Raw genomic sequence first — 19,881 nt, forward strand, 5'->3', positions numbered from 1 at the left:
AACGCGAATGGCCCGGGGAGCGGTCCCCGGGCCATTCACCGAAACCCGTACCGTCAGCGGCCGTTGAAGGCGTCCTTCAGCCGCGAGAACAGCCCCTGCTGCCCCGGCTGGAACTGGCCCGTGGGCCGTTCCTCGCCGCGCATCTTCGCCAGCTCCCGCAGCAGCCGCTCCTGCTCGGGGTCCAGCTTCGACGGGGTCATCACCTCGACGTGCACGATCAGGTCGCCCCGGCCGCCGCCCCGCAGATGCGTGATGCCCCGGCCGTGCAGCGGAATCGACTGGCCCGACTGCGTGCCAGGACGTACGTCGATCTCCTCCAGGCCGTCCAGCGTCTCCAGCGGACACTTCGTGCCGAGCGAGGCCGCGGTCATCGGGATCGTGACCGTGCAGTGCAGATCGTCGCCGCGCCGCTGGAACACCGCGTGCGGCAGCTCGTGGATCTCGACATACAGATCACCGGCGGGGCCGCCGCCGGGGCCGACCTCGCCCTCGCCCGCGAGCTGGATGCGCGTGCCGTTGTCGACCCCGGCCGGGATCTTGACGGTGAGCGTCCTGCGGGACCGGATCCGGCCGTCGCCCGCGCACTCGGGGCACGGCGTCGGCACGACCGTACCGAAGCCCTGGCACTGCGGGCACGGCCGCGAGGTCATGACCTGGCCCAGGAAGGACCGGGTGACCTGCGAGACCTCGCCGCGGCCTCGGCACATGTCACAGGTCTGCGCCGAGGTGCCCGGCGCCGCGCCCTCGCCCGAACACGTCGTACAGACCACGGCCGTGTCGACCTGGATGTCCTTGGTCGTGCCGAAGGCCGACTCGTTGAGGTCGATCTCCAGCCGGATCATCGCGTCCTGGCCGCGCCGCGTCCGCGACCGCGGGCCGCGCTGCGACGCCGTACCGAAGAACGCGTCCATGATGTCGGAGAAGTTGCCGAAGCCACCGGCCCCGAATCCGCCCGCGCCCCCGCCACCGCTCTGCGAGAGGGGGTCCCCACCGAGGTCGTAGACCTGCTTCTTCTGCGGGTCCGACAACACCTCGTAGGCGGCGTTGATCTCCTTGAAGCGCTCTTGCGTCTTGGGATCGGGATTGACATCCGGATGCAGCTCGCGCGCGAGTCTGCGGAATGCCTTCTTGATCTCGTCCTGAGATGCGTCGCGGCGCACGCCGAGTACGGCGTAGTAGTCCGTGGCCACTTACGACTCCGCCAGGATCTGTCCGACGTAACGTGCCACTGCGCGTACCGCTCCCATCGTTCCGGGGTAGTCCATGCGGGTCGGTCCGACCACGCCGAGTTTGGCGACTGCCTCGTCGCCCGAACCGTAGCCGACCGCGACGACGGACGTGGAGTTGAGGCCCTCATGGGCGTTCTCGTGCCCGATACGTACGGTCATGCCGGGGTCCTTGGCCTCGCCGAGCAGCTTGAGGAGCACCACATGCTCCTCCAGCGCCTCAAGCACCGGCCGGATGGTCAACGGGAAATCGTGTCCGAAGCGGGTGATGTTGGCGGTACCGCCGATCATCAGCCGCTCCTCGGTCTCCTCGACCAGGGTTTCGAGCAGGGTCGCGAGCACCGTGGTGACGGTCCCCCGGTCCTCCTGCTCGAAGGAATCGGGCAGGTCCTGCACCAGCTGCGGGACATCCGCGAAGCGGCGCCCGACCACCCGGCTGTTGAGCCGGGCCCTCAGGTCCGCGAGCGAGGTCTCGCCGAACGGCGCGGGACAGTCGATCATGCGCTGCTCGACCCGTCCGGTGTCCGTGATCAGAACGAGCATCAGCCGCGCGGGCGCCAGCGCCAGCAGCTCCACGTGCCGCACCGTCGAGCGGGTCAGCGAGGGGTACTGGACGACGGCGACCTGCCGGGTGAGCTGCGCCAGCAGCCGTACCGTACGGCCCACGACATCGTCGAGGTCGACGGCTCCGTCCAGGAAGTTCTGGATGGCGCGGCGCTCCGGCGAGGACAGGGGTTTGACCCCCGCCAGCTTGTCGACGAAGAGCCGGTATCCCTTGTCCGTCGGGATGCGGCCCGCGCTGGTGTGCGGCTGGGCGATGAAGCCCTCGTCCTCCAGCACCGCCATGTCGTTGCGTACGGTCGCCGGGGAGACACCGAGCTTGTGCCGCTCGGTGAGCGCCTTGGAGCCGACGGGCTCTTCCGTCCCGACATAGTCCTGGACGATGGCGCGCAGCACCTCCAGCCTGCGTTCGCTGAGCATCGCACACCTCCAGCTCTCGTCCGTCGTTCCGGCCTTGGCACTCGCTCTGGAGGAGTGCCAGCACTCCCCCTGCCAGTGTACGGCCGTGGGGTACACCGCTAGCAAGAGCAGCCGACCACGCTACCCCGCGATCGCGCTGGTCGTTGCCGATAGCGTCCCGTAGCGTCCCGGTATGAACGTCTGGGAAGAGTCCGGGTGGGAGCGGCTGGCTCCAGGAGTGGGGCGGCTGCGGCTGCCGGGGTGGGACGCGACGACCGGACTGGCCGTCGGCTCCGACGGGGCACTGCTGTACGACACGGGCTCCACGCTCCGCGAGGGCGCGGGAATCCGGGCACGGACGCGGACGCCGCTCGGCGGCCGTCGTGTGACCCATATCGCGCTGAGCCACCCGCACTTCGACCATGTGCTGGGGACGGCCGCGTTCGCGGGGGCGGAGGTGTACGGGGCCGTGGGCATGGCGGAGCTGTTCGCCCGGGACGCGGCGGGCCTGTACGAGGACGCCGTACGCCACGGGGTCGCCGCCGCGGAGGCCGCCGAGGCGGTGGACGTCCTGGTGGCGCCCCGGCACGCGGTGTCCGGGGAGGTGACGCTGGACCTGGGTGGCCTCCGGGTCCTTCTCGCGAACGCCGGGCCCGGTCATACCGCCCACGATCTCGCGATGCTGGTGCCCGGCTCCCCGGCGGTGGTCTTCTGCGGCGATCTGGTGGAGGAGTCCGGGGAGCCGCAGGCGGGCCCCGACGCGGTCCCCGCGCGCTGGCCGGCGGCCCTGGACCGGCTGCTGGCGCTGGGCGGCGAGGACGCGCTGTACGTGCCGGGGCACGGGGCGGTGGTGGACGCGGCGTTCGTACGGGCGCAGCGCGACGCGCTGGCAGCGCGCGCCGGGGCGTCGTGACCGGAGGGGCGCGGTGGCGCGTGCCGGGGCGTCGTAACGGGAGGGGGCGTAACCGCGTGTGCCGGGGCGTCGTAGCCGGGGCGCCGCGCTCCGGCCTATCGTCGTGCGCATGCGCAGCTACAGCCCTGATCTGACGCCCCCGTGGAAGAAGTCCACGCCCGCGCCGGAGGTCCCCGCCGAACCGGATCTGGTGGTCGAGGAGGTGTCAACGGGCTTCTGCGGCGCGGTGATCCGCTGTGAGAAGACCGCCGAGGGGCCGACGGTCACTCTGGAGGACCGCTTCGGTAAACACCGGGTCTTCCCACTGCTGCCGGGCGGCTTCCTCCTGGAGGGTCGGCCGGTGACCCTGATCCGCCCGGCGACGGCGGGCTCCTTCCGCCCGTCCCGTACCGCCTCCGGCTCGCTCGCCGTCCCCGGGGTCCGCGCGCGCGTCGCCAGGGCGGGCCGCATCTATGTGGAGGGCCGGCACGACGCGGAGCTGGTCGAGAAGGTGTGGGGCGACGATCTGCGTATCGAGGGCGTGGTCGTGGAGTACCTGGGCGGCATCGACGATCTCCCCGCCGTCGTCGGTGAGTTCGCCCCGGCCCCGGACGCGCGGCTGGGCGTCCTGGTCGATCATCTGGTGCCGGGCTCGAAGGAGTCGCGCATCGCGTCCGCGGTGACGAGCGCCGACGTCCTGGTGGTGGGCCACCCCTATATCGACGTCTGGGAGGCGGTGAAGCCGTCGTCGGTGGGGATCACGGCGTGGCCGGCGGTGCCGAGGGGCGAGGACTGGAAGACGGGCGTGTGCCGCGCGCTGGGCTGGCCGGAGAACACGGGGGCGGCGTGGCAGCACATCCTGTCCCGCGTGCACTCCTACCGGGACCTGGAACCCGCGCTGCTGGGCAGGGTGGAGGAACTGATCGACTTCGTCACGGTCGGCGGTGCCGTTTGACGGGGGGAAGGGTCCCGAACTCGCTGGTGTCGAGCTCGATGCCGAGCACTTCGAGCGGCATGGAGTCCCCGAACTTGACGGTCCGCTTCACCTGGTAGTCCGCATCCTCCCCACTGCCCACCGGCACGGTGAGCAGCACGCATTGGGCCTCCGGCGGATCGGCGATCAGATAAGCGGGCACTCGGCCCGCCGCGTAGATGGAACGCTTGACGCCGTAATCACGGTCAATGCTGCTCTTGGAGACAACCTCCAGCACCAGGGTGACCGCGGGGGCGGGGACCAGACGTCCTGGGCCGTCGAAGGCGTCGTGCTCAACCACGACAAGGTCCGGCTGTGGCTGCGTCGACTCGCCCGGAATCGCCAGGTCCTGTGTCTGAACCGGATACCAGCGATCAAGAGGAATCTGCCTCAGCACAAACAGAACGATCAGGTTGTGCACCCAGTCGGGCCCAGCCGTCATGACAATTTCTCCGCGGAGGAGTTCGGCCTTGAATCCTTCGGGGACCTCAAGGCCCTCGTAGATCTCGGCGTCGTCGGTGATCAGTCGCTCATCCACAGCGGTCATCTCCGTGAACCTCCACATTCCGCCGCTTCTGTTAGCGGCAGACCAAGAATCAGCGCAAGCAGATTCGCCCCGAATCCGCTCGGATTCACACCGGCGAGTGATCAGTCCACCAGGTCCCTGACGACCGCGTCCGCCAGCAGCCGCCCCCGCAGCGTCAGGACCGCACGCCCCTCGTCGTACGGCCGCTGCCGGAGCAGGCCGTCGGCCAGCGCGCGGCGGGAGGCCGCCAGGCCGTCCGGCCGCAGCAACGACAGCTCGCAGCCGTCGGAGAGCCGTAGCTCCAGCAGGATGCGCTCCACCCTGCGGTCCTCCGCCGTCAGGATCTCCCGCCCCGCGCCCGGCGACCGTCCCGACGCCAGCGCCGCCGCGTACGCGCCCGGGTGCTTCACGTTCCACCAGCGCACGCCCCCCACGTGGCTGTGGGCGCCCGGACCCGCGCCCCACCAGTCCGCGCCGCGCCAGTACAGCTCGTTGTGCAGGCAGCGGGCCGCCTCCGAGGTCGCCCAGTTGGACACCTCGTACCAGGAGAAGCCCGCCGCCGCCAGCGCCTCGTCCGCGATCAGATACCGGTCCGCGTGCTCGTCGTCGTCCGTCATCGGGACCTCGCCGCGTCTGATGCGCCGGGCCAGCTGGGTGCCCTCCTCCACGATCAGCGCGTACGCGGAGACATGGTCGGGCCCCGCCCCGACCGCCGCCGCGAGCGATGCGCGCCAGTCGTCGTCGGTCTCCCCCGGCGTGCCGTAGATCAGATCGAGGTTCACATGCTCGAAGCCCGCCGCACGGGCCTCCGCGACGCACGCCTCGGGCCGCCCGGGGGTGTGCGTACGGTCCAGGACCTTCAGTACGTGCTGTTTCGCGCTCTGCATCCCGAAGGAGATCCGGTTGAAGCCGCCTTCCCGCAGGGCCGCCAGATACGCCGGATCCACGGATTCCGGATTCGCCTCCGTGGTGATCTCGGCATCGTCCGCGAGCCCGAACTCGTCGCGGATCGCCCCGAGCATCCGTACGAGATCGGCCGCGGCGAGCAGTGTCGGCGTACCGCCGCCGACGAACACCGTACGGACCTTCCTCGGGTCGTCGCCGAGCACCTTCCTGGCCAGCCGTACCTCGTCGGCGAGGGTGTCCGCGTAGTTGTCGCGGGAGGCCAGGACACCGCCCGAGCCACGCAGCTCGGTCGCCGTGTAGGTGTTGAAGTCGCAGTAGCCGCAGCGGCTGGCGCAGTACGGAACGTGCAGGTAGAAGCCGAGGGGCCGGTCCGCCGCGCCCGCGAGGGCGTGCGGGGGCAGCGCGCCGGTCTCGGGCATGGGGTCGCCGTCGGGCAGTGCGGAAGGCATGCCCCCAGTGTCCCGTACGCGACGGGTGGACCGGGCCGGCGCCGGTCCACCCGGGTCCGGGCGGGTACGGCTCCGCTCAGGTCGCCTGGAGCACCAGCAGCGCCACGTCGTCCTCCGGCGGCGTCTCGTCGAAGTCGTGGACCACCTGCCGTATCCGCTCCGCGACGCCCTGCGCCGTCAGCCCCACACACCCCGCCATGGCCCGCGCGAGGCCGTCGCCGTCGTCGAGCATCCGCCGGCCGGAGCGGCGCTCCGTGACGCCGTCGGTGACGCAGAGCAGCGTGTCACCGGGCTCCAGGTCGAAGGTGCTGCTCTCGTACGCGACCTTCTCTACGACCCCGAGGAGCAGCTGCGGCTCCCCCGCCGCGCGTACCGTCCCGTCCGGCCGCAGAAGCAGCGGCAGTGGATGGCCGGCGCTGGCGAGGGTGCACCGTACGGCGCCGCCCGCGCCCGGCAACGGCATCAGCTCGCCGTACAGCAGGGACAGGAAGCGGGCCTGGCCGCCCTCGGACGGTGACGACGACGGGGGCGCGGACGCGGCGGACACGGCGGACGCCAGGGACGTGGACGACGCGGCGGTCGCGGCGGCCATCAGGGACGCGGAGTCGGCGGCCTCCGTCGCGTTGTCCAGGAGCAGCCGGTTCAGCCGGTCGAGGACCGCGCCGACGCGGTAGCCCTCGCGGGCGAGCAGACGCAGCCAGGGGCGGGCCAGGCCGGTGACGACGGCGGCCTCGGGACCACTGCCCTGGACGTCGCCGAGCATGAAGCACCAGCGGTCGCCCGGCGGGCACGGGAAGACGTCGTAGAAGTCGCCGCCGGCCAGACCGTCGTCGCTCGGCTCGTACACCAGCGAGCTGGCGATGCCGGGGATGCGCGCCACCTGGCTGGGCAGCAGTCCGCGTTGCAGGACGCGGCTGATGGTGACCTGACGGGTATAGCGGCGGGCCGCGCCGATCGCGAGGCCGACGCGGCGCGCGAAGTCCTCGATGAGCCCGGTCACTTCGTCGGGGACGGGGCCCTGCCCCGGCCTGCCGAGCATCAGCGTGCCGAGCGCGCGCCCGTTCGCGACCAGCCGGCAGGCGAGCGCCGCACCGGAGCCGGAGCCGAGGCCGGCATCGGTCCCCGCCCCGGACCCGGGGCCCGCGCCTTCGCCCCCGCCCGAGCCCTCCCCCGAGCCCTCGCCCGAGCCCTCCCCCGGCCAGGGCACCCGCACCGGGCCGCCCCTCGGCGAGACCGGAAGCCGTGGCGGCTCCTTCGCCAGGATCCGGCGCAGCGGCTCGATCCTCGCCTCGTCCGCGTGCCAGACCCGCGCCAGCCGGGGCGTCGCGCCGTGCTGGCCGCCCTCGCCGTCCAGCCAGACCGCGCACCACTCCGCGAGCCGTGGCACCAGCAGCTGTCCGGCGAGCGCCGCGACAAGATCCTCGTCCAGCTGCCCGGCGAGCAGTTCGGACGCCTCGGCGAGGAACGAGAGGGCGCCCCGGCCGGTCCACTCGGGGTCGTCGCGCGCCGTACGCCGGGTCGTCGGCGCGAGGATCTCGGCGGCGCGCAGCCCGCGCCGCAGGGCCGGCTCGGTCCCCTGGTCCCGCCCCGGGTCCCGGCCTTCGAGCGGGAGGCGGGCCCAGACGGTCTTGAGCCCGGAGCGATAGGTGATGCCCCAGCGTTCGGCGAGCGCGGCGACCAGTTGCAGCCCGCGCCCGTACTCGGGTGTACCGGCCGGTGCCTGCCCCGCCGCGTCGCTCTGTATGGCGCGGGCGGGATGGTGGTCGGAGACTTCGAGGACCACGGCCGCGGGCTCCTCAGCGTCCCCTGCCGGGCTCCCGGACGCGTCCTCACCGGGGTCTTCGAGCCTGCAAAGCAACTCGACGGTGGTGCCCGCGTGCACCACCGCGTTGGTGACGAGTTCGTCGACGATCAGCACCGCGTCGTCCGCGAGCAGATCGGTGCTGTGTTCCCCCGGGGAACAGCCCTCGTCCCCCTGGCAGAAGGTACAGGTGGTGAGCAGCCCGAGACTGGTCCAGTCCGCCAGCGCCGCGCGGGTGAAGCGGCGGGCTGCGGACGGGGCCAGCGGGTTGCCCGGCAGGCTGGTACGTGATGTCGACCGCGTGTCCCTCCGTAACGGCACCTGGGGTGCCGGGAGATGAAGGGTCTCGCGCGGGATCGGAATGCGCCCCACTGCGGCTCCTGATCCGGTTCTGGCGTTGTGCCGCTTACGATCCCGACAGAGTGACAGACGGAGCCCGCTCATACACGCCTAGTCATGGAAGTGGACAAGATTTGACCATGAACCGGAAGCACACCGGCCGTATCCGCGGTGGCACGGCGGGGAGCACTGCCGGCGCGGTGGCGACACGGGGCCAAACCGCCGGAAGGACGTGCCAAAACGCTTCGCACAGAGCATCCTTGCCTCCCCGGCCGGAACACGGGGGCCGGACAGGGGGAGCGGGATGAGCAGGACAACAGCCACCACGGACCGCGCGAGCATCCTTCTCGTCGATGACCTGGAGGACAACCTCGACGCACTGGAAGCGGTCCTCGCCTCGCTGGACGAGCCGCTCGTACGGGCCCGTTCGGGCGAGGAGGCGGTGCGGGCGCTGCTGCGGGAGCCGTTCGCGCTGATTCTGCTGGACGTCCGGATGCCCGGCATGGACGGCTTCGAGACCGCCGGCCGGATCAAGCGCCTCGACGGGGCCAAGGACATCCCGATCATCTTCCTGAACGGTCCGGAGTCCGGCAGCGGTTATGCCTTCCGTGGCTACGCGTCGGGCGCGGCGGACTTTCTGACCAAGCCCTTCGACCCGTGGATGCTCCGTGCCAAGGTCAGCGTCTTCCTCGATCTGCACCGCAAGAACCGCCAGTTGGAACGGCTGCTGGCCCGGGAGCAGGAGCATCTGGGCGAGATCACGGACCGGCTGGCCTCGATCGAGGACGAGTTACGCGCGGGCGTCCCCGGCGACCTCGACTCGGTGGGGAAGCAACTGGCCCGAATAGAGGAGACGCTGGACGAACTGCGGCGCGGCCGGGGCCAGTAGACCCCGGCCCACTGGCCGCCCGTGAGCCGCCCGTTGGCCTCCCTCAGGCCTCTCAGGCCTCTCTCAGGCCTCCCGGGAGCCCTCGTACATCTCCTCGATCAGGTCCTTGTACGTCCGCTCCACCACCGGCCTCTTGAGCTTGAGGCTCGGTGTCAGCTCGCCGTGCTCGATGTCCAGATCGCGCGGCAGCAGCCGGAACTTCTTGATGGTCTGCCAGCGCTGAAGGCCCTCGTTGAGCCGCTTCACATAGCCGGCGATGAGCCGCTCGGTCGCCGGGGAGGCGACCACCTCGGCGTATGTCCTGCCCGCCAGGCCGTTCTCGGCGGCCCAGCCGAGGATGGCCGGCTCGTCGAGCGCGATCAGCGCCGTACAGAAGTTACGGTCCGCGCCGTGCACCAGGATGTTGGAGACGAACGGGCACACCGCCTTGAACTGGCCCTCGACCTCGGCGGGGGCGATGTACTTGCCGCCCGACGTCTTGATGAGGTCCTTCTTGCGGTCGGTGATCCGCAGATAGCCGTCGGGGGACAGCTCGCCGATGTCCCCCGTGTGGAACCATCCGTCGGGCTCAAGCACCTCCGCCGTCTTCTCCGGCAGCCCGTGATATCCGGCCATGATCCCCGGGCCGCGCAGCAGGATCTCGCCGTCGTCGGCGATCCGTACCTCGGTGCCGGGCAGCGGCTTGCCAACCGTGCCGGTGCGGTACGCCTCCCCCGGGTTGACGAAGCTGGCGGCGCTGGACTCGGTCAGTCCGTAGCCCTCCAGGATGTGGATCCCGGCGCCGGAGAAGAAGTAGCCGATGTCGGGCGCGAGCGCGGCGGAGCCGGAGACCGCGGCGCGCAGCCGGCCGCCGAACGCCTCGCGCAGCTTGGCGTAGACGAGCGCGTCGGCGGCCTTGTGCTTGGCGCCGAGGGCGAACGGTACGGAGGCCGTGCCCGTACGCCGGAAGTTGTCCTGGGAGACCTTGGCGTACTCGCGGGCGACCCCCGCCGCCCACTGGAAGATCTTGTACTTGGCGGCGCCGCCGGCCCGCGCCTTGGCCGCGACCCCGTTGTAGACCTTCTCGAAGATCCGCGGCACGGCCGCCATATAGGTCGGCTGGACCACCGGCAGATTCTCGATGATCTTGTCGACGCGCCCGTCCACGGCGGTGACATGCCCGACCTCGATCTGGCCGGAGGTCAGCACCTTGCCGAAGACATGGGCGAGCGGCAGCCACAGGTACTGGACGTCGTCCTTGGTGATCAGTCCGGTGCCGGCGGTGGCCTTGGCCATGTACGACCAGTTGTCGTGGGGCAGCCGCACGCCCTTGGGCCGGCCGGTGGTGCCGGAGGTGTAGATCAGCGTGGCGAGCTGGGTGGCCGTGATGGCCGCGACCCGCTCCTTGACCGCTTCCGGATACGTGCGCAGATACTCCGTGCCACGCGCCTCCAGATCGGCCAGCGAGAGCACCCAGCCGTCCGGATCACCCTCGGCGGGGAGCGCGTCGGCGGCGTCGATCACGACCACATGGCTGAGATGCGGCAGCTCGGTCCGGCGTTCGTGCGCCTTGGCGAGCTGGGCGGCGTCCTCGGCGATCAGCACCCGGCTCTCGGAGTCGGCGAGGATGAACGCGGACTCCTCGGTGTTGGTCGAGGGGTAGACCGTGGTGGTCGCGGCGCCCGCGCACATCACTCCGAGGTCGGCGAGGATCCACTCGACGCGGGTGGACGAGGCGAGCGCGACGCGCTCCTCGGGCCGTACGCCCAGCGCGATCAGGCCCGCGGCGATGGCGTACACCCGCTGGGCCGCCTCGCTCCAGCTCAGGGAGCGCCACTCGTCGGGGCCCTGGCCGGCCGGCGCGGGTACGGGAAAGCGGTAGGCCTCCGCGTCCGGCGTGGCGCTCACGCGCTCAATGAAGAGGGTCGCCACGGAGGGCGGCCGGTTCTCGATCAAGTTCTGTGTGTCGCTCACGACATCCTCCGGGCCCGCGGCAGCGCTGCGTGACTGACCTGATTGTGTGACTGACGAGTAACTAACCGACGAGTAACTAGGATCAGTGATCAGACTAGATGCCACCCGCCCGGTACGTAAGGGGCAGCGACACGCCGCTTCATAACGAACCGCCCCAGGGGGCACGGACTACGCGAACGGGCCCCTGCGCCGCGGCGCGGGGCCCGTCCTGTCCGTGGATCACACTCTGCTACTTCTTCGCCTTACCGCCGGACTCGTCGCTGGAGAGCACCGCGATGAAGGCCTCCTGCGGGACCTCCACGCTGCCGACCATCTTCATCCGCTTCTTGCCCTCCTTCTGCTTCTCCAGCAGCTTCCGCTTCCGGGAGATGTCACCGCCGTAGCACTTGGCGAGGACGTCCTTGCGGATGGCGCGGATGGTCTCGCGAGCGATGACCCGGGAGCCGATGGCCGCCTGGATGGGCACCTCGAAGGCCTGGCGCGGGATCAGCTCGCGCAGCTTGGCGACCAGTCGCACGCCGTACGCGTACGCCTGGTCCCGGTGGGTGATGGCGGAGAAGGCGTCCACCTTGTCGCCGTGCAGCAGGATGTCGACCTTGACGAGCTGGGCGGTCTGCTCGCCGGTGGGCTCGTAGTCGAGCGAGGCGTAGCCCCGGGTCTTGGACTTCAGCTGGTCGAAGAAGTCGAAGACGATCTCGGCGAGCGGCAGCGTGTAGCGGATCTCGACCCGGTCCTCGGAGAGGTAGTCCATGCCGAGCAGGGTGCCGCGGCGGGCCTGGCACAGCTCCATGATCGAGCCGATGAACTCGCTCGGGGCGAGGATCGTGGCCCGTACCACCGGCTCGTGCACCGAGTCGATCTTGCCCTCGGGGAACTCGCTCGGGTTGGTGACCGTGTGCTCCTTGCCGTCCTCCATCAGCACGCGGTAGACCACGTTGGGGGCGGTGGCGATCAGATCGAGCCCGAACTCGCGCTCCAGGCGCTCCCGGATCACATCGAGGTGCAGCAGCCCGAGGAAGCCGACGCGGAAGCCGAAGCCGAGGGCCGCGGAGGTCTCCGGCTCGTAGACCAGGGCCGCGTCATTGAGCTGGAGCTTGTCGAGGGCGTCGCGCAGCTCGGGGTAGTCAGAGCCGTCCAGCGGATAGAGGCCGGAGAACACCATCGGCTTGGGGTCCTTGTAGCCGCCGAGCGCCTCGGTCGCCCCCTTGTTGAGGGTGGTGATCGTGTCACCGACCTTGGACTGCCGTACGTCCTTCACGCCGGTGATGATGTAGCCCACCTCACCGACGCCGAGGCCGTCCGCCGGGGTCATCTCCGGCGAGGAGACACCGATCTCCAGCAGCTCGTGGGTGGCGCCGGTGGACATCATCCGGATCCGCTCACGCTTGTTGAGCTGGCCGTCGATGACACGTACGTAGGTGACGACACCGCGGTAGGAGTCATAGACGGAGTCGAAGATCATCGCGCGGGCGGGCGCGTCCGCGACACCGACCGGCGGCGGTACGTCCTTGACCACCCGGTCGAGCAGCACGTCCACGCCGACGCCGGTCTTCGCCGAGACCCTGAGCACGTCCTCCGGCTGGCAGCCGATGAGGTTCGCCAGCTCCTCGGAGAACTTCTCCGGCTGGGCGGCCGGCAGATCGATCTTGTTGAGCACCGGGACGATGGTGAGATCGTTCTCCATCGCCAGATAGAGGTTCGCGAGGGTCTGCGCCTCGATGCCCTGGGCGGCGTCCACCAGCAGGATCGTGCCCTCACAGGCCGCGAGGGAACGGGACACCTCATAGGTGAAGTCCACGTGGCCCGGCGTGTCGATCATATTGAGGACATGCGTCGTGCCCTCGCCCTCACCCGTACGGGGAGCCCAGGGCAGCCGGACCGCCTGGGACTTGATCGTGATGCCGCGCTCGCGCTCGATGTCCATCCGGTCGAGATACTGAGCGCGCATCTGCCGCTGGTCGACCACTCCGGTCAGCTGGAGCATCCGGTCGGCGAGCGTCGACTTGCCGTGGTCGATGTGCGCGATGATGCAGAAGTTGCGGAGCAGCGCCGGGTCCGTACGGCTCGGCTCGGGCACGTGGAGAGGGGTCGCGGGCACGCAGGGTCCTGATTCTTGAGACGCGCGGCGTCTCGTCTCGGGTCGACTCGGATCGATACGTAGGCTCCATGGTCCCATGGGTACGGGACTGCGCCCGGTTTGGGCCGGTCGGAGGGTGACTGGTAGCCTGAACAGCTGTGTCTCGTGCCGTCTCGGCGCGAGGCGGCTCAGTCAAGATTCACCGAACCTGAAAAGGCTCTTTCGTGGCGAACATCAAGTCCCAGATCAAGCGGAACAAGACCAACGAGAAGGCACGCCTGCGCAACAAGGCTGTCAAGTCGTCGCTCAAGACCGCGATCCGCAAGGCCCGTGAGGCCGCTGCCGCGGGCGACGTCGAGAAGGCCTCGCTGGCCGCTCGTGAGGCGTCCCGCAAGCTCGACAAGGCTGCCTCGAAGGGTGTCATCCACAAGAACGCCGCCGCCAACAAGAAGTCGGCGCTGGCTGCCAAGGTTGCCTCCCTCCAGGGCTGAGCGCTCTCTTGATTTGACCGCCGGACGGGACTCAGCGGGCCCTCTCTACCGCTCCTGACCGGCGTCCCCGAGCTCGCACGCGACTGCGTTCGCCACGCGGGTGCGAGCTCACCAGGTTTGACGTCGAGGCCCCGGCCCCGTCCTCCCCAGGACGGATCACCGGGGCCTTCGGCGTACCCGCTCGCCCGTGGTGGCCGCCCACGGTCGAGCGGACAGGACCTGACGGTTGGAGCGGGCGGCTAACGGTTGGAGCGGGCGGGCTAACGGTTGGAGTGGGCTGCTAACGGTTGGAGCGGGCTGCGCGAGCGATCGCGACGACCGCCTTCTCCAGCGCGTACTCCGGGTCGTCACCGCCGCCCTTGACGCCGGCGTCGGCGGCGGCGACCGCCCGCAGCGCCGTCGCCACACCGTCCGGGGTCCAGCCGCGCATCTGCTGGCGCACGCGGTCGATCTTCCACGGGGGCATCCCCAGCTCCCGCGCGAGATCGGCGGGCCGGCCGCCGCGCGCGGAGGAGAGCTTCCCGATGGCCCGCACCCCCTGGGCGAGGGCGCTGGTGATCAGTACGGGCGCCACTCCGGTCGACAGCGACCAGCGCAGCGCTTCCAGGGCCTCGGCGGTCCTGCCCTCCACGGCGCGGTCGGCGACATTGAAGCTGGACGCCTCCGCGCGGCCCGTGTAGTAACGGCCCACGACCGCTTCGTCGATCGTGCCCTCGACATCCGCCGCGAGCTGGGAGACGGCGCTCGCCAGCTCCCGCAGATCGCTGCCGATCGAGTCGACCAGCGCCTGGCAGGCTTCGGGTGTGGCCGAGCGGCCCAGCGCGCGGAACTCCGAACGTACGAAGGTGAGCCGCTCCGCCGGCTTGGTCGTCTTGGGGCAGGCGACCTCACGGGCCCCCGCCTTCCGGGCGGCGTCCAGCAGCCCCTTGCCCTTGGCGCCTCCGGCGTGCAGCAGGACGAGCGTGATCTCCTCGGCCGGGGCGTCGAGATACGCCTTGACGTCCTTGATCGTGTCGGCGGAGAGATCCTGCGCGTTCCGTACGACGACGACCTTGCGCTCGGCGAAGAGCGACGGGCTGGTCAGCTCGGCGAGGGTGCCGGGCTGGAGCTGGTCGGAGGTGAGGTCGCGTACGTCCGTATCGGCGTCGGAGGCGCGGGCCGCCGCCACGACCTGCTGCACGGCGCGGTCGAGCAGCAGATCCTCCTGGCCCACGGCGAGCGTGAGCGGGGCGAGCGGGTCGTCGGGGGAAGCTTTTTTGGTGGCCATCGTGATCCAGGGTCGCACGGCCCACTGACACCCGGACGCATGGCTGTCGCCGTAAGGTCACCGGGCCACGAAGCGCGGCTACGGCGCCTCCAGCCAGCCTCCCCACTCGGCGGCGAACGCGTCAAGCGCGAGCGTGTCCATCCGCGCCTCCGGGTCCTCCACGACCACCAGCCACTGGGCGTCCTCCGCGTCGTCCTCCCCGGCCAGGGCGTCCCGCAGCAGCTGGGGCGCCTGGGTCACGGCGAACCGGTCCCCCAGCTGTTCCGCCGCGTCCTCGGCCGCGTCACGGTCGGGGAGCACAAGCAGGTGTCTCACATCGCTCACGGACCCATTATCGGCTGTCGTCACTTGTACTTCAGCTGCGTGTCCTTGGGCACGATCTGGATGTCGAGCTCGATCCTGATGTTGGAGCCGACGACGGCGATGCCACGGGCCAGCATCGTCTGCCAGTTGACGGTGTAGTCCTCACGGTGCAGTTCGGTGGTGGCGACGACGGCCGCTCGGGTCTCGCCCTCCATACCGACGCGCATACCGCCGTAGTTGGCGTCGAGGGTCACCGTGCGGGTGACGCCGTGCAGCGTGAGCCCGCCGGTGATCGCCCAGGTGGTGCCACCGCGGTGCACGAAGCGGTCGCTGTAGAACTCCATCGTCGGGTACTTCTCCACGTCGAGGAAGTCCGCCGAGCGCAGATGGTCGTCGCGCATCCGCACATTGGTGTTGATCGAAGCGGCGTCGATGACGACATGCATCGCCGAGTTCTCGACGGTGTCGCCGATCCGGATCGCCCCGGCGAAGTTGTCGAACCGGCCGTGGACGCGGGCGAGTCCGATGTGGCGGGCGGCGAAGCCCACCCGCGTGTGGGCCTGTTCGATCTCCCAGTCGCCGGAGGTGGGCAGCGGAAGCGACGGGGCCACCTGGAGCACGATGTCCCCGAGACCGCTGGGCTCCGCGCCGTCGGCGAGCGACACATTGCCCCGGTACGGGGCGAAGCTCTCGGCCGAGATGGCGAGCCGGTACTCCCCGAAGGGCACCATCGCCACGATCATCCCGAAGGGGTCGGTCTCACCGCTCACGATCTTACGGCCGGCGCTGTCACTCACCGTGAACTCGGCCTGCCCCACAGGCTCGTTGACAGGGTCGAGGACCCGGCAGGTGAGCGGCCCCGCGCCGGAGGGCACAGAGAGCGCGGCGAGCGGATTGTTTCGCTGATGAGCGGCCGTCCGTCGGCCGAGAAGGCGGCTGATCATGGTGTACGTACCCCTGTGCGTTCGGGCTCTGCGGGGCCGCGCACGGGAGACGTCATCGTCGAGGGCGGCGACCCATGACGAATAGGCATTCGATCACCCTTGCTTTGTCGGAGGCAAACGTACCCACTGGTACTGGACTTCGCGGGGTCGATTGTCACCCGTTGTTAAGCAGCCGCCTTGTCAAAGAGTCGCCGCCGGATCGCCGCGCGCGTCGAAGCCGACGGGGCGGTGACTGTGGCCGCCGGGACCAGCTCCCCGCGCCTGGGACAAGGTCCGGCCCCGGGGCACGGCCCGTAGCCCGGCCCCGGTCCCCACCACCGCGATCGCTCCGTCCGTATCCGTACGGAGCACCGCCGCTCCCCCGGCACGGAGCGCGTCGACGGTACGGGGCGAGGGGTGTCCGTACGGGTTGTCCCGGCCCACCGAGATGAGGGCCAGCCGGGGGCGTACGTCGCGCAGGAGCCCCGGGTGCTGGAAGGGCGAGCCGTGGTGGGCCACCTTGAGCACATCCACCGGTGGCAGCGTCGGAGAGTCGCGCAGCAGGCCCCGTTGAGCAGGTGGTTCGAGATCGCCGAGGAGCAGCAGCGTCGGCCCCCGGGCGATCCGTACGAACAGGGTGACGCTGGAGTCGTTCGGCCCCCCGGCCGCCGGGGCCGTCCCCGCCCCCGGCCACAGCACCCGCCAGGTCAGCGGTCCGATCCGCCGCTGCTCGCCCGGCCGCGCACGGACGACGGGCACGCGCGCCCCGGCCGCCGTTCTCCGTACGAACGCGGCCTGTTCCGGGGGGTCTTCGAAGACCGTCGTCTGGATCGCGCCGATCGCCCGGCCCCGCAGGACGCCGGGCAGCCCCGCGACATGATCGGCGTGGAAGTGGGTGAGCACCAGCAGCGGGACACGCGTCACGCCGAGGTCCCGCAGACAGCGGTCGGCGGGCCCGGGGTCGGGTCCCGCGTCCACGACCACGGCCGTGGAGTCGCCCGCCGCGAGCACGGTCGCGTCGCCCTGCCCGACGTCGCACATCGCGAACGTCCATCCCGGCGGCGGCCATCCGGTGACGATCCGGGTGAGCGGCGGCGGCCGGAGGACCGCGAGCAGCAGCAGTACGGCGCAGACCGCGGCCGTCCAGGGATGGCGCGGGACACGCCGTAGGGCGAGCAGGACGAGGACCGTCACCACGGCGAGCAGCAGGCCACCACGCCAGCCGCCGGGCCAGGCGGCCTCCGCGCCCGGCAGAGCCGCGCCACCGCGCGCGACGGACGCGATCCATCCCGCCGGCCAGCCCGCGCAGTGGGCCAGCGCCTCGGCCACGGGCATCGCCACGGGCGCCACGGCGAGCGCGGCGAAGCCGAGGACCGTGGCCGGGGCGACCGCCAGTTCGGCGAAGAGGTTGCAGGGGATCGCCACCAGCCCGACCCTGGCCGCGAACACGGCCACCACGGGCGCGCACACCGCCTGCGCCGCGCCGGCCGCGGCCAGCACCTCCGCGAGCCGAGGCGGCACCCCGCGCCGCACCAGCGCCGCGCTCCACCGCGGCCCGAGGGTGAGCAGGGCGCCGGTGGCCAGTACGGAGAGGAGGAAGCCGTAGCTCCGGGCCAGCCAGGGGTCGTAGAGCACCAGCAGCAGTACGGCGGCGGCCAGCGCCGGAAGCAGGGATCTGCGGCGGCCCGTGCCGATGGCGAGGAGAGTGATCGCCCCGCAGGCCGCGGCCCGCAGCACACTGGGCTCCGGCCGGCAGACGATCACGAAGGCGAGCGTGAGCACCCCTCCGAGCAGCGCCGTCGACCGCAGTGAGATCCCCAGACGCGGGGCGAGCCCGCGCCGTTCGGCTCTGATGGCCAGCCCGGCCGGCCCGATCAGCAGAGCGAGGACAATCGTCAGATTGCTTCCGGAGACCGCCATCAGATGCAGCAGATCGGTCGCCGCGAACGCGTCGTGCAGCTCGGGCGGGACGCGTGAGGTGTCGCCGACGACCAGCCCCGGCAGCAGGGCGCGGGCATCGGGCGGCAGCCCCTCGGTGGCCTCACGCAGCCCGGCACGCAGCTCTCCGGCCCTGCGCTGTACGGGCGTCGGCGCGCCGATGACCAGCGGCGGGCCCGTCCCCTCCACCCGTAACGCCGCGGCGTAGCGGTCGTCCTCACGGAGGGGAGGCGCGAGCTTCCCGGTCAGCCGCAGCCGCGTGGAAGGCAGCAGCAGCCGCCACCGGCCGGAGTGCTCACCGGGCGCGACGATGACGAGGACGGGCGTCCGGCCCGTGGTGGTCCCGGCCCGGGGCGTCCTCACCCGGGTGAGGTCCGCGTCCAGGACGAACCCACCACCCGCGATCCGATCCCCGCGGACCCTGGGACGCGTGGGCCGGGGGTCGGAGGTCACCGTCAACTCCGTGGTGACGCGGGCGTACCGCTCCGCGAGGCCCGGTACGGGGCCCCGGTGCAGATCGGCGGCGTGCAGCCCGGCGGACGCCGCTCCGGCGGCGGCGCAGAGCAGCACCCCCGCGACGGCCACACCGTTGAGCCTTCGCTTGAGCCGCTGCTTGAGCCGTCGCTTGAGCCGTCGCTTCGGCCCGGAATCCGGCCACACCAGCAGCAGACCCGCGCCGAGCAGACAGGCGAGCACGCCAACGGCGGTCCAGCGCCCTGGGGTTCCCAGCGCCAGGGCCGCCGCGCCCCACGCCGCCAGGGCGAGCGGGACCAGCCGGAGGTCGGCCGGTGCCTCCTGGCGGGGGTTGGCGGACCCCGGGCCGTGCCCGGCCGTCGGGTGAACCACCGGGCGCGTCATGGCCGTACCAGGGACTGGAGGTCCGCGAACCTGCGCTCCCCGATGCCGTTGACCTCGCGCAATTCATCGACGGACCGGAAACCGCCGTGCCTGCCGCGGTAGTCGATGATGTGCTGGGCGAGCACCGGACCGACCCCGGGAAGCGTGTCGAGCTGTTCGGGCGTGGCCGCGTTGAGGCTCACCGGCCCCGCGGCGGCCCGGGCACCGTCGGCCGCGCCAGCGCCGACGCCCGCGCCGACGCCCGCTCCCGGTGGAGCGGGGCCGCCCACCAGGACCTGTTCGCCGTCCATCAGCACCCGCGCCCGGTTGAGCCCGGTCAGATCCGCACCGGGCTTCGCTCCCCCGGCGGCACGCAGCGCGTCGGCGACCCGTGATCCGGCGGGCAGCCGCAGGACTCCGGGCCGCCGCACCTTCCCGCTCACATCGACGACGACACGAGCCGACCATGACGGCGAGGGCGAGGTCTCCGGCCGTACCCCGGGGATCACGGCCTCCGCGCTGACAGCCTCCGCGCCGACGGTCTCCGGAGCCTTGACGGTCTCCGGCCGACCGCTCCAGAAGTGATGACCGGCCAGGATCACGCCCACCACCAGGACCACCGCGAGCGCCGCGAGTGTCCGGGGCTCCAGACCGCATCTGAGCTGCACCCACAGGGGAAGCCGCTCGCGCAGCGCGGACACCGCCCACGCGCGCCCGCGCCCCGCCCGGGCCGCGTCCGGCGCCACAACCGCCTCTGCCGCCACAGCGGCGCCCGGCGCCACACCCCCGTCTGCCCCGCGCGTCGTGCCGCCGTCCCCGCCACCCGTCCCGGGCGTCCCACCGGCGAAGAGCGCTTCCGCGCGACGGCGCACGTCCGTTCGGGCAGGGGGTGGGTCTGGGGCAGGTGCCGGGGTGCTGATCGGGGCCGGAGCCGTACCGTCCGCGCCGACGACGCGCGGCAGCGCCGTACGCGGGCTGGTCCGTACGCCGCCGGGACGGCCGTGACGCCCATGACGGGCCCGGCCGTCGGAGCCCGGGGCACGGCCGGGGCCGCTGGTGACAGAGGTTGCGGAGGTTACGGAGCGTGTTCGGAGAGCCATGACACAAGACGGTAGGCACCTCCGCCCGACC

The 19,881-nt window shown here is 71.4% G+C and carries 16 protein-coding genes; 4 read left to right on the plus strand and 12 right to left on the minus strand.

Annotation, left to right across the window (positions count from 1 at the left end; translation table 11 throughout):
• Window positions 1–53: 53 nt before the first annotated feature.
• Complete coding sequence (gene dnaJ, locus ACFRMN_RS01920; protein WP_383011747.1) at window positions 54–1,190, minus strand: molecular chaperone DnaJ; 1,137 nt, start codon at window positions 1,188–1,190, stop codon at window positions 54–56.
• Window positions 1,191–2,207 carry a heat-inducible transcriptional repressor HrcA gene (gene hrcA, locus ACFRMN_RS01925; protein ID WP_249949309.1) on the minus strand — a complete coding sequence of 339 codons (1,017 nt, stop codon included), beginning with the start codon at window positions 2,205–2,207 and terminating at the stop codon, window positions 1,191–1,193.
• Between the two features lie 172 nt (window positions 2,208–2,379).
• On the opposite strand from hrcA, the gene ACFRMN_RS01930 reads away from it, so the two are divergent.
• Both ACFRMN_RS01930 and ACFRMN_RS01935 read left to right on the plus strand, forming a co-directional pair.
• The gene (locus ACFRMN_RS01930) at window positions 2,380–3,099 is read left to right on the plus strand and encodes an MBL fold metallo-hydrolase (protein ID WP_383011750.1); all 720 of its coding nucleotides are present in this window, start codon (window positions 2,380–2,382) and stop codon (window positions 3,097–3,099) included.
• A 109-nt stretch (window positions 3,100–3,208) separates the two neighbouring features.
• Entirely contained in the window at window positions 3,209–4,033 is an 825-nt protein-coding gene (locus tag ACFRMN_RS01935) for a DUF3097 domain-containing protein (RefSeq protein WP_383011753.1), read from the plus strand.
• Here ACFRMN_RS01935 and ACFRMN_RS01940 read toward each other — a convergent pair.
• From ACFRMN_RS01940 to ACFRMN_RS01950, 3 genes are all read right to left on the minus strand, one after another.
• Window positions 4,011–4,598 carry a Uma2 family endonuclease gene (locus ACFRMN_RS01940; RefSeq protein ID WP_383011756.1) on the minus strand — a complete coding sequence of 196 codons (588 nt, stop codon included), beginning with the start codon at window positions 4,596–4,598 and terminating at the stop codon, window positions 4,011–4,013. The two genes, ACFRMN_RS01935 and ACFRMN_RS01940, sit on opposite strands and share 23 nt — an antisense overlap.
• Before the next feature lie 101 nt (window positions 4,599–4,699).
• Entirely contained in the window at window positions 4,700–5,932 is a 1,233-nt protein-coding gene (gene hemW / locus ACFRMN_RS01945; protein ID WP_383011759.1) for a radical SAM family heme chaperone HemW, read from the minus strand.
• 76 nt (window positions 5,933–6,008) lie between these two features.
• Window positions 6,009–8,105 (minus strand): SpoIIE family protein phosphatase, encoded by a 2,097-nt coding sequence (locus ACFRMN_RS01950; protein ID WP_383011762.1) that lies wholly within the window; start codon window positions 8,103–8,105, stop codon window positions 6,009–6,011.
• 271 nt (window positions 8,106–8,376) lie between these two features.
• Between ACFRMN_RS01950 and ACFRMN_RS01955 the strand changes: the two genes are divergently transcribed.
• Window positions 8,377–8,961 carry a two-component system response regulator gene (locus ACFRMN_RS01955; protein ID WP_383011765.1) on the plus strand — a complete coding sequence of 195 codons (585 nt, stop codon included), beginning with the start codon at window positions 8,377–8,379 and terminating at the stop codon, window positions 8,959–8,961.
• A 63-nt stretch (window positions 8,962–9,024) separates the two neighbouring features.
• On the opposite strand, the gene ACFRMN_RS01960 is transcribed toward ACFRMN_RS01955, so the two are convergent.
• Together ACFRMN_RS01960 and lepA are read right to left on the minus strand one after the other, a co-directional pair.
• A complete protein-coding gene (locus ACFRMN_RS01960; RefSeq protein WP_383011768.1) occupies window positions 9,025–10,914 on the minus strand; it encodes an AMP-dependent synthetase/ligase in 1,890 nt (629 codons plus the stop codon).
• A 229-nt stretch (window positions 10,915–11,143) separates the two neighbouring features.
• Window positions 11,144–13,012 carry a translation elongation factor 4 gene (lepA, locus tag ACFRMN_RS01965; protein WP_383011771.1) on the minus strand — a complete coding sequence of 623 codons (1,869 nt, stop codon included), beginning with the start codon at window positions 13,010–13,012 and terminating at the stop codon, window positions 11,144–11,146.
• A 203-nt stretch (window positions 13,013–13,215) separates the two neighbouring features.
• On the opposite strand from lepA, the gene rpsT reads away from it, so the two are divergent.
• On the plus strand, window positions 13,216–13,482 hold the full coding sequence (rpsT, locus tag ACFRMN_RS01970) for a 30S ribosomal protein S20 (protein WP_030352331.1): 267 nt from the start codon (window positions 13,216–13,218) through the stop codon (window positions 13,480–13,482).
• A gap of 280 nt (window positions 13,483–13,762) precedes the next feature.
• On the opposite strand, the gene holA is transcribed toward rpsT, so the two are convergent.
• From holA to ACFRMN_RS01995, 5 genes are all read right to left on the minus strand, one after another.
• A complete protein-coding gene (holA, locus tag ACFRMN_RS01975; protein WP_383011774.1) occupies window positions 13,763–14,749 on the minus strand; it encodes a DNA polymerase III subunit delta in 987 nt (328 codons plus the stop codon).
• A 78-nt stretch (window positions 14,750–14,827) separates the two neighbouring features.
• Window positions 14,828–15,073 carry a hypothetical protein gene (locus ACFRMN_RS01980; RefSeq protein ID WP_383011777.1) on the minus strand — a complete coding sequence of 82 codons (246 nt, stop codon included), beginning with the start codon at window positions 15,071–15,073 and terminating at the stop codon, window positions 14,828–14,830.
• Window positions 15,074–15,093: 20 nt separating this feature from the next.
• The gene (locus ACFRMN_RS01985; RefSeq protein ID WP_383011780.1) at window positions 15,094–15,996 is read right to left on the minus strand and encodes a YceI family protein; all 903 of its coding nucleotides are present in this window, start codon (window positions 15,994–15,996) and stop codon (window positions 15,094–15,096) included.
• A gap of 180 nt (window positions 15,997–16,176) precedes the next feature.
• Window positions 16,177–18,771 (minus strand): ComEC/Rec2 family competence protein, encoded by a 2,595-nt coding sequence (locus ACFRMN_RS01990; RefSeq protein ID WP_383011783.1) that lies wholly within the window; start codon window positions 18,769–18,771, stop codon window positions 16,177–16,179.
• Window positions 18,768–19,850, minus strand: a complete 1,083-nt coding sequence (locus ACFRMN_RS01995) for a helix-hairpin-helix domain-containing protein (protein ID WP_383011786.1) — start codon at window positions 19,848–19,850, stop codon at window positions 18,768–18,770. The genes ACFRMN_RS01990 and ACFRMN_RS01995 overlap by 4 nt, the downstream gene beginning before the upstream one ends.
• Between the last annotated feature and the right edge of the window lie 31 nt (window positions 19,851–19,881).

The organism is Streptomyces sp. NPDC056835 (assembly GCF_042789485.1).
GTDB lineage: Bacteria > Actinomycetota > Actinomycetes > Streptomycetales > Streptomycetaceae > Streptomyces.

Coding starts and splice junctions, on each gene's coding strand:
- hemW (WP_383011759.1), bottom strand. CDS start 5,932: ATGCCTTCCGCACTGCCCGACGGCGACCCCATGCCCGAGACCGGCGCG.
- holA (WP_383011774.1), bottom strand. CDS start 14,749: ATGGCCACCAAAAAAGCTTCCCCCGACGACCCGCTCGCCCCGCTCACG.
- ACFRMN_RS01955 (WP_383011765.1), top strand. CDS start 8,377: ATGAGCAGGACAACAGCCACCACGGACCGCGCGAGCATCCTTCTCGTC.
- ACFRMN_RS01985 (WP_383011780.1), bottom strand. CDS start 15,996: ATGATCAGCCGCCTTCTCGGCCGACGGACGGCCGCTCATCAGCGAAAC.
- ACFRMN_RS01940 (WP_383011756.1), bottom strand. CDS start 4,598: ATGACCGCTGTGGATGAGCGACTGATCACCGACGACGCCGAGATCTAC.
- hrcA (WP_249949309.1), bottom strand. CDS start 2,207: ATGCTCAGCGAACGCAGGCTGGAGGTGCTGCGCGCCATCGTCCAGGAC.
- ACFRMN_RS01935 (WP_383011753.1), top strand. CDS start 3,209: ATGCGCAGCTACAGCCCTGATCTGACGCCCCCGTGGAAGAAGTCCACG.
- ACFRMN_RS01930 (WP_383011750.1), top strand. CDS start 2,380: ATGAACGTCTGGGAAGAGTCCGGGTGGGAGCGGCTGGCTCCAGGAGTG.
- ACFRMN_RS01990 (WP_383011783.1), bottom strand. CDS start 18,771: ATGACGCGCCCGGTGGTTCACCCGACGGCCGGGCACGGCCCGGGGTCC.
- ACFRMN_RS01995 (WP_383011786.1), bottom strand. CDS start 19,850: ATGGCTCTCCGAACACGCTCCGTAACCTCCGCAACCTCTGTCACCAGC.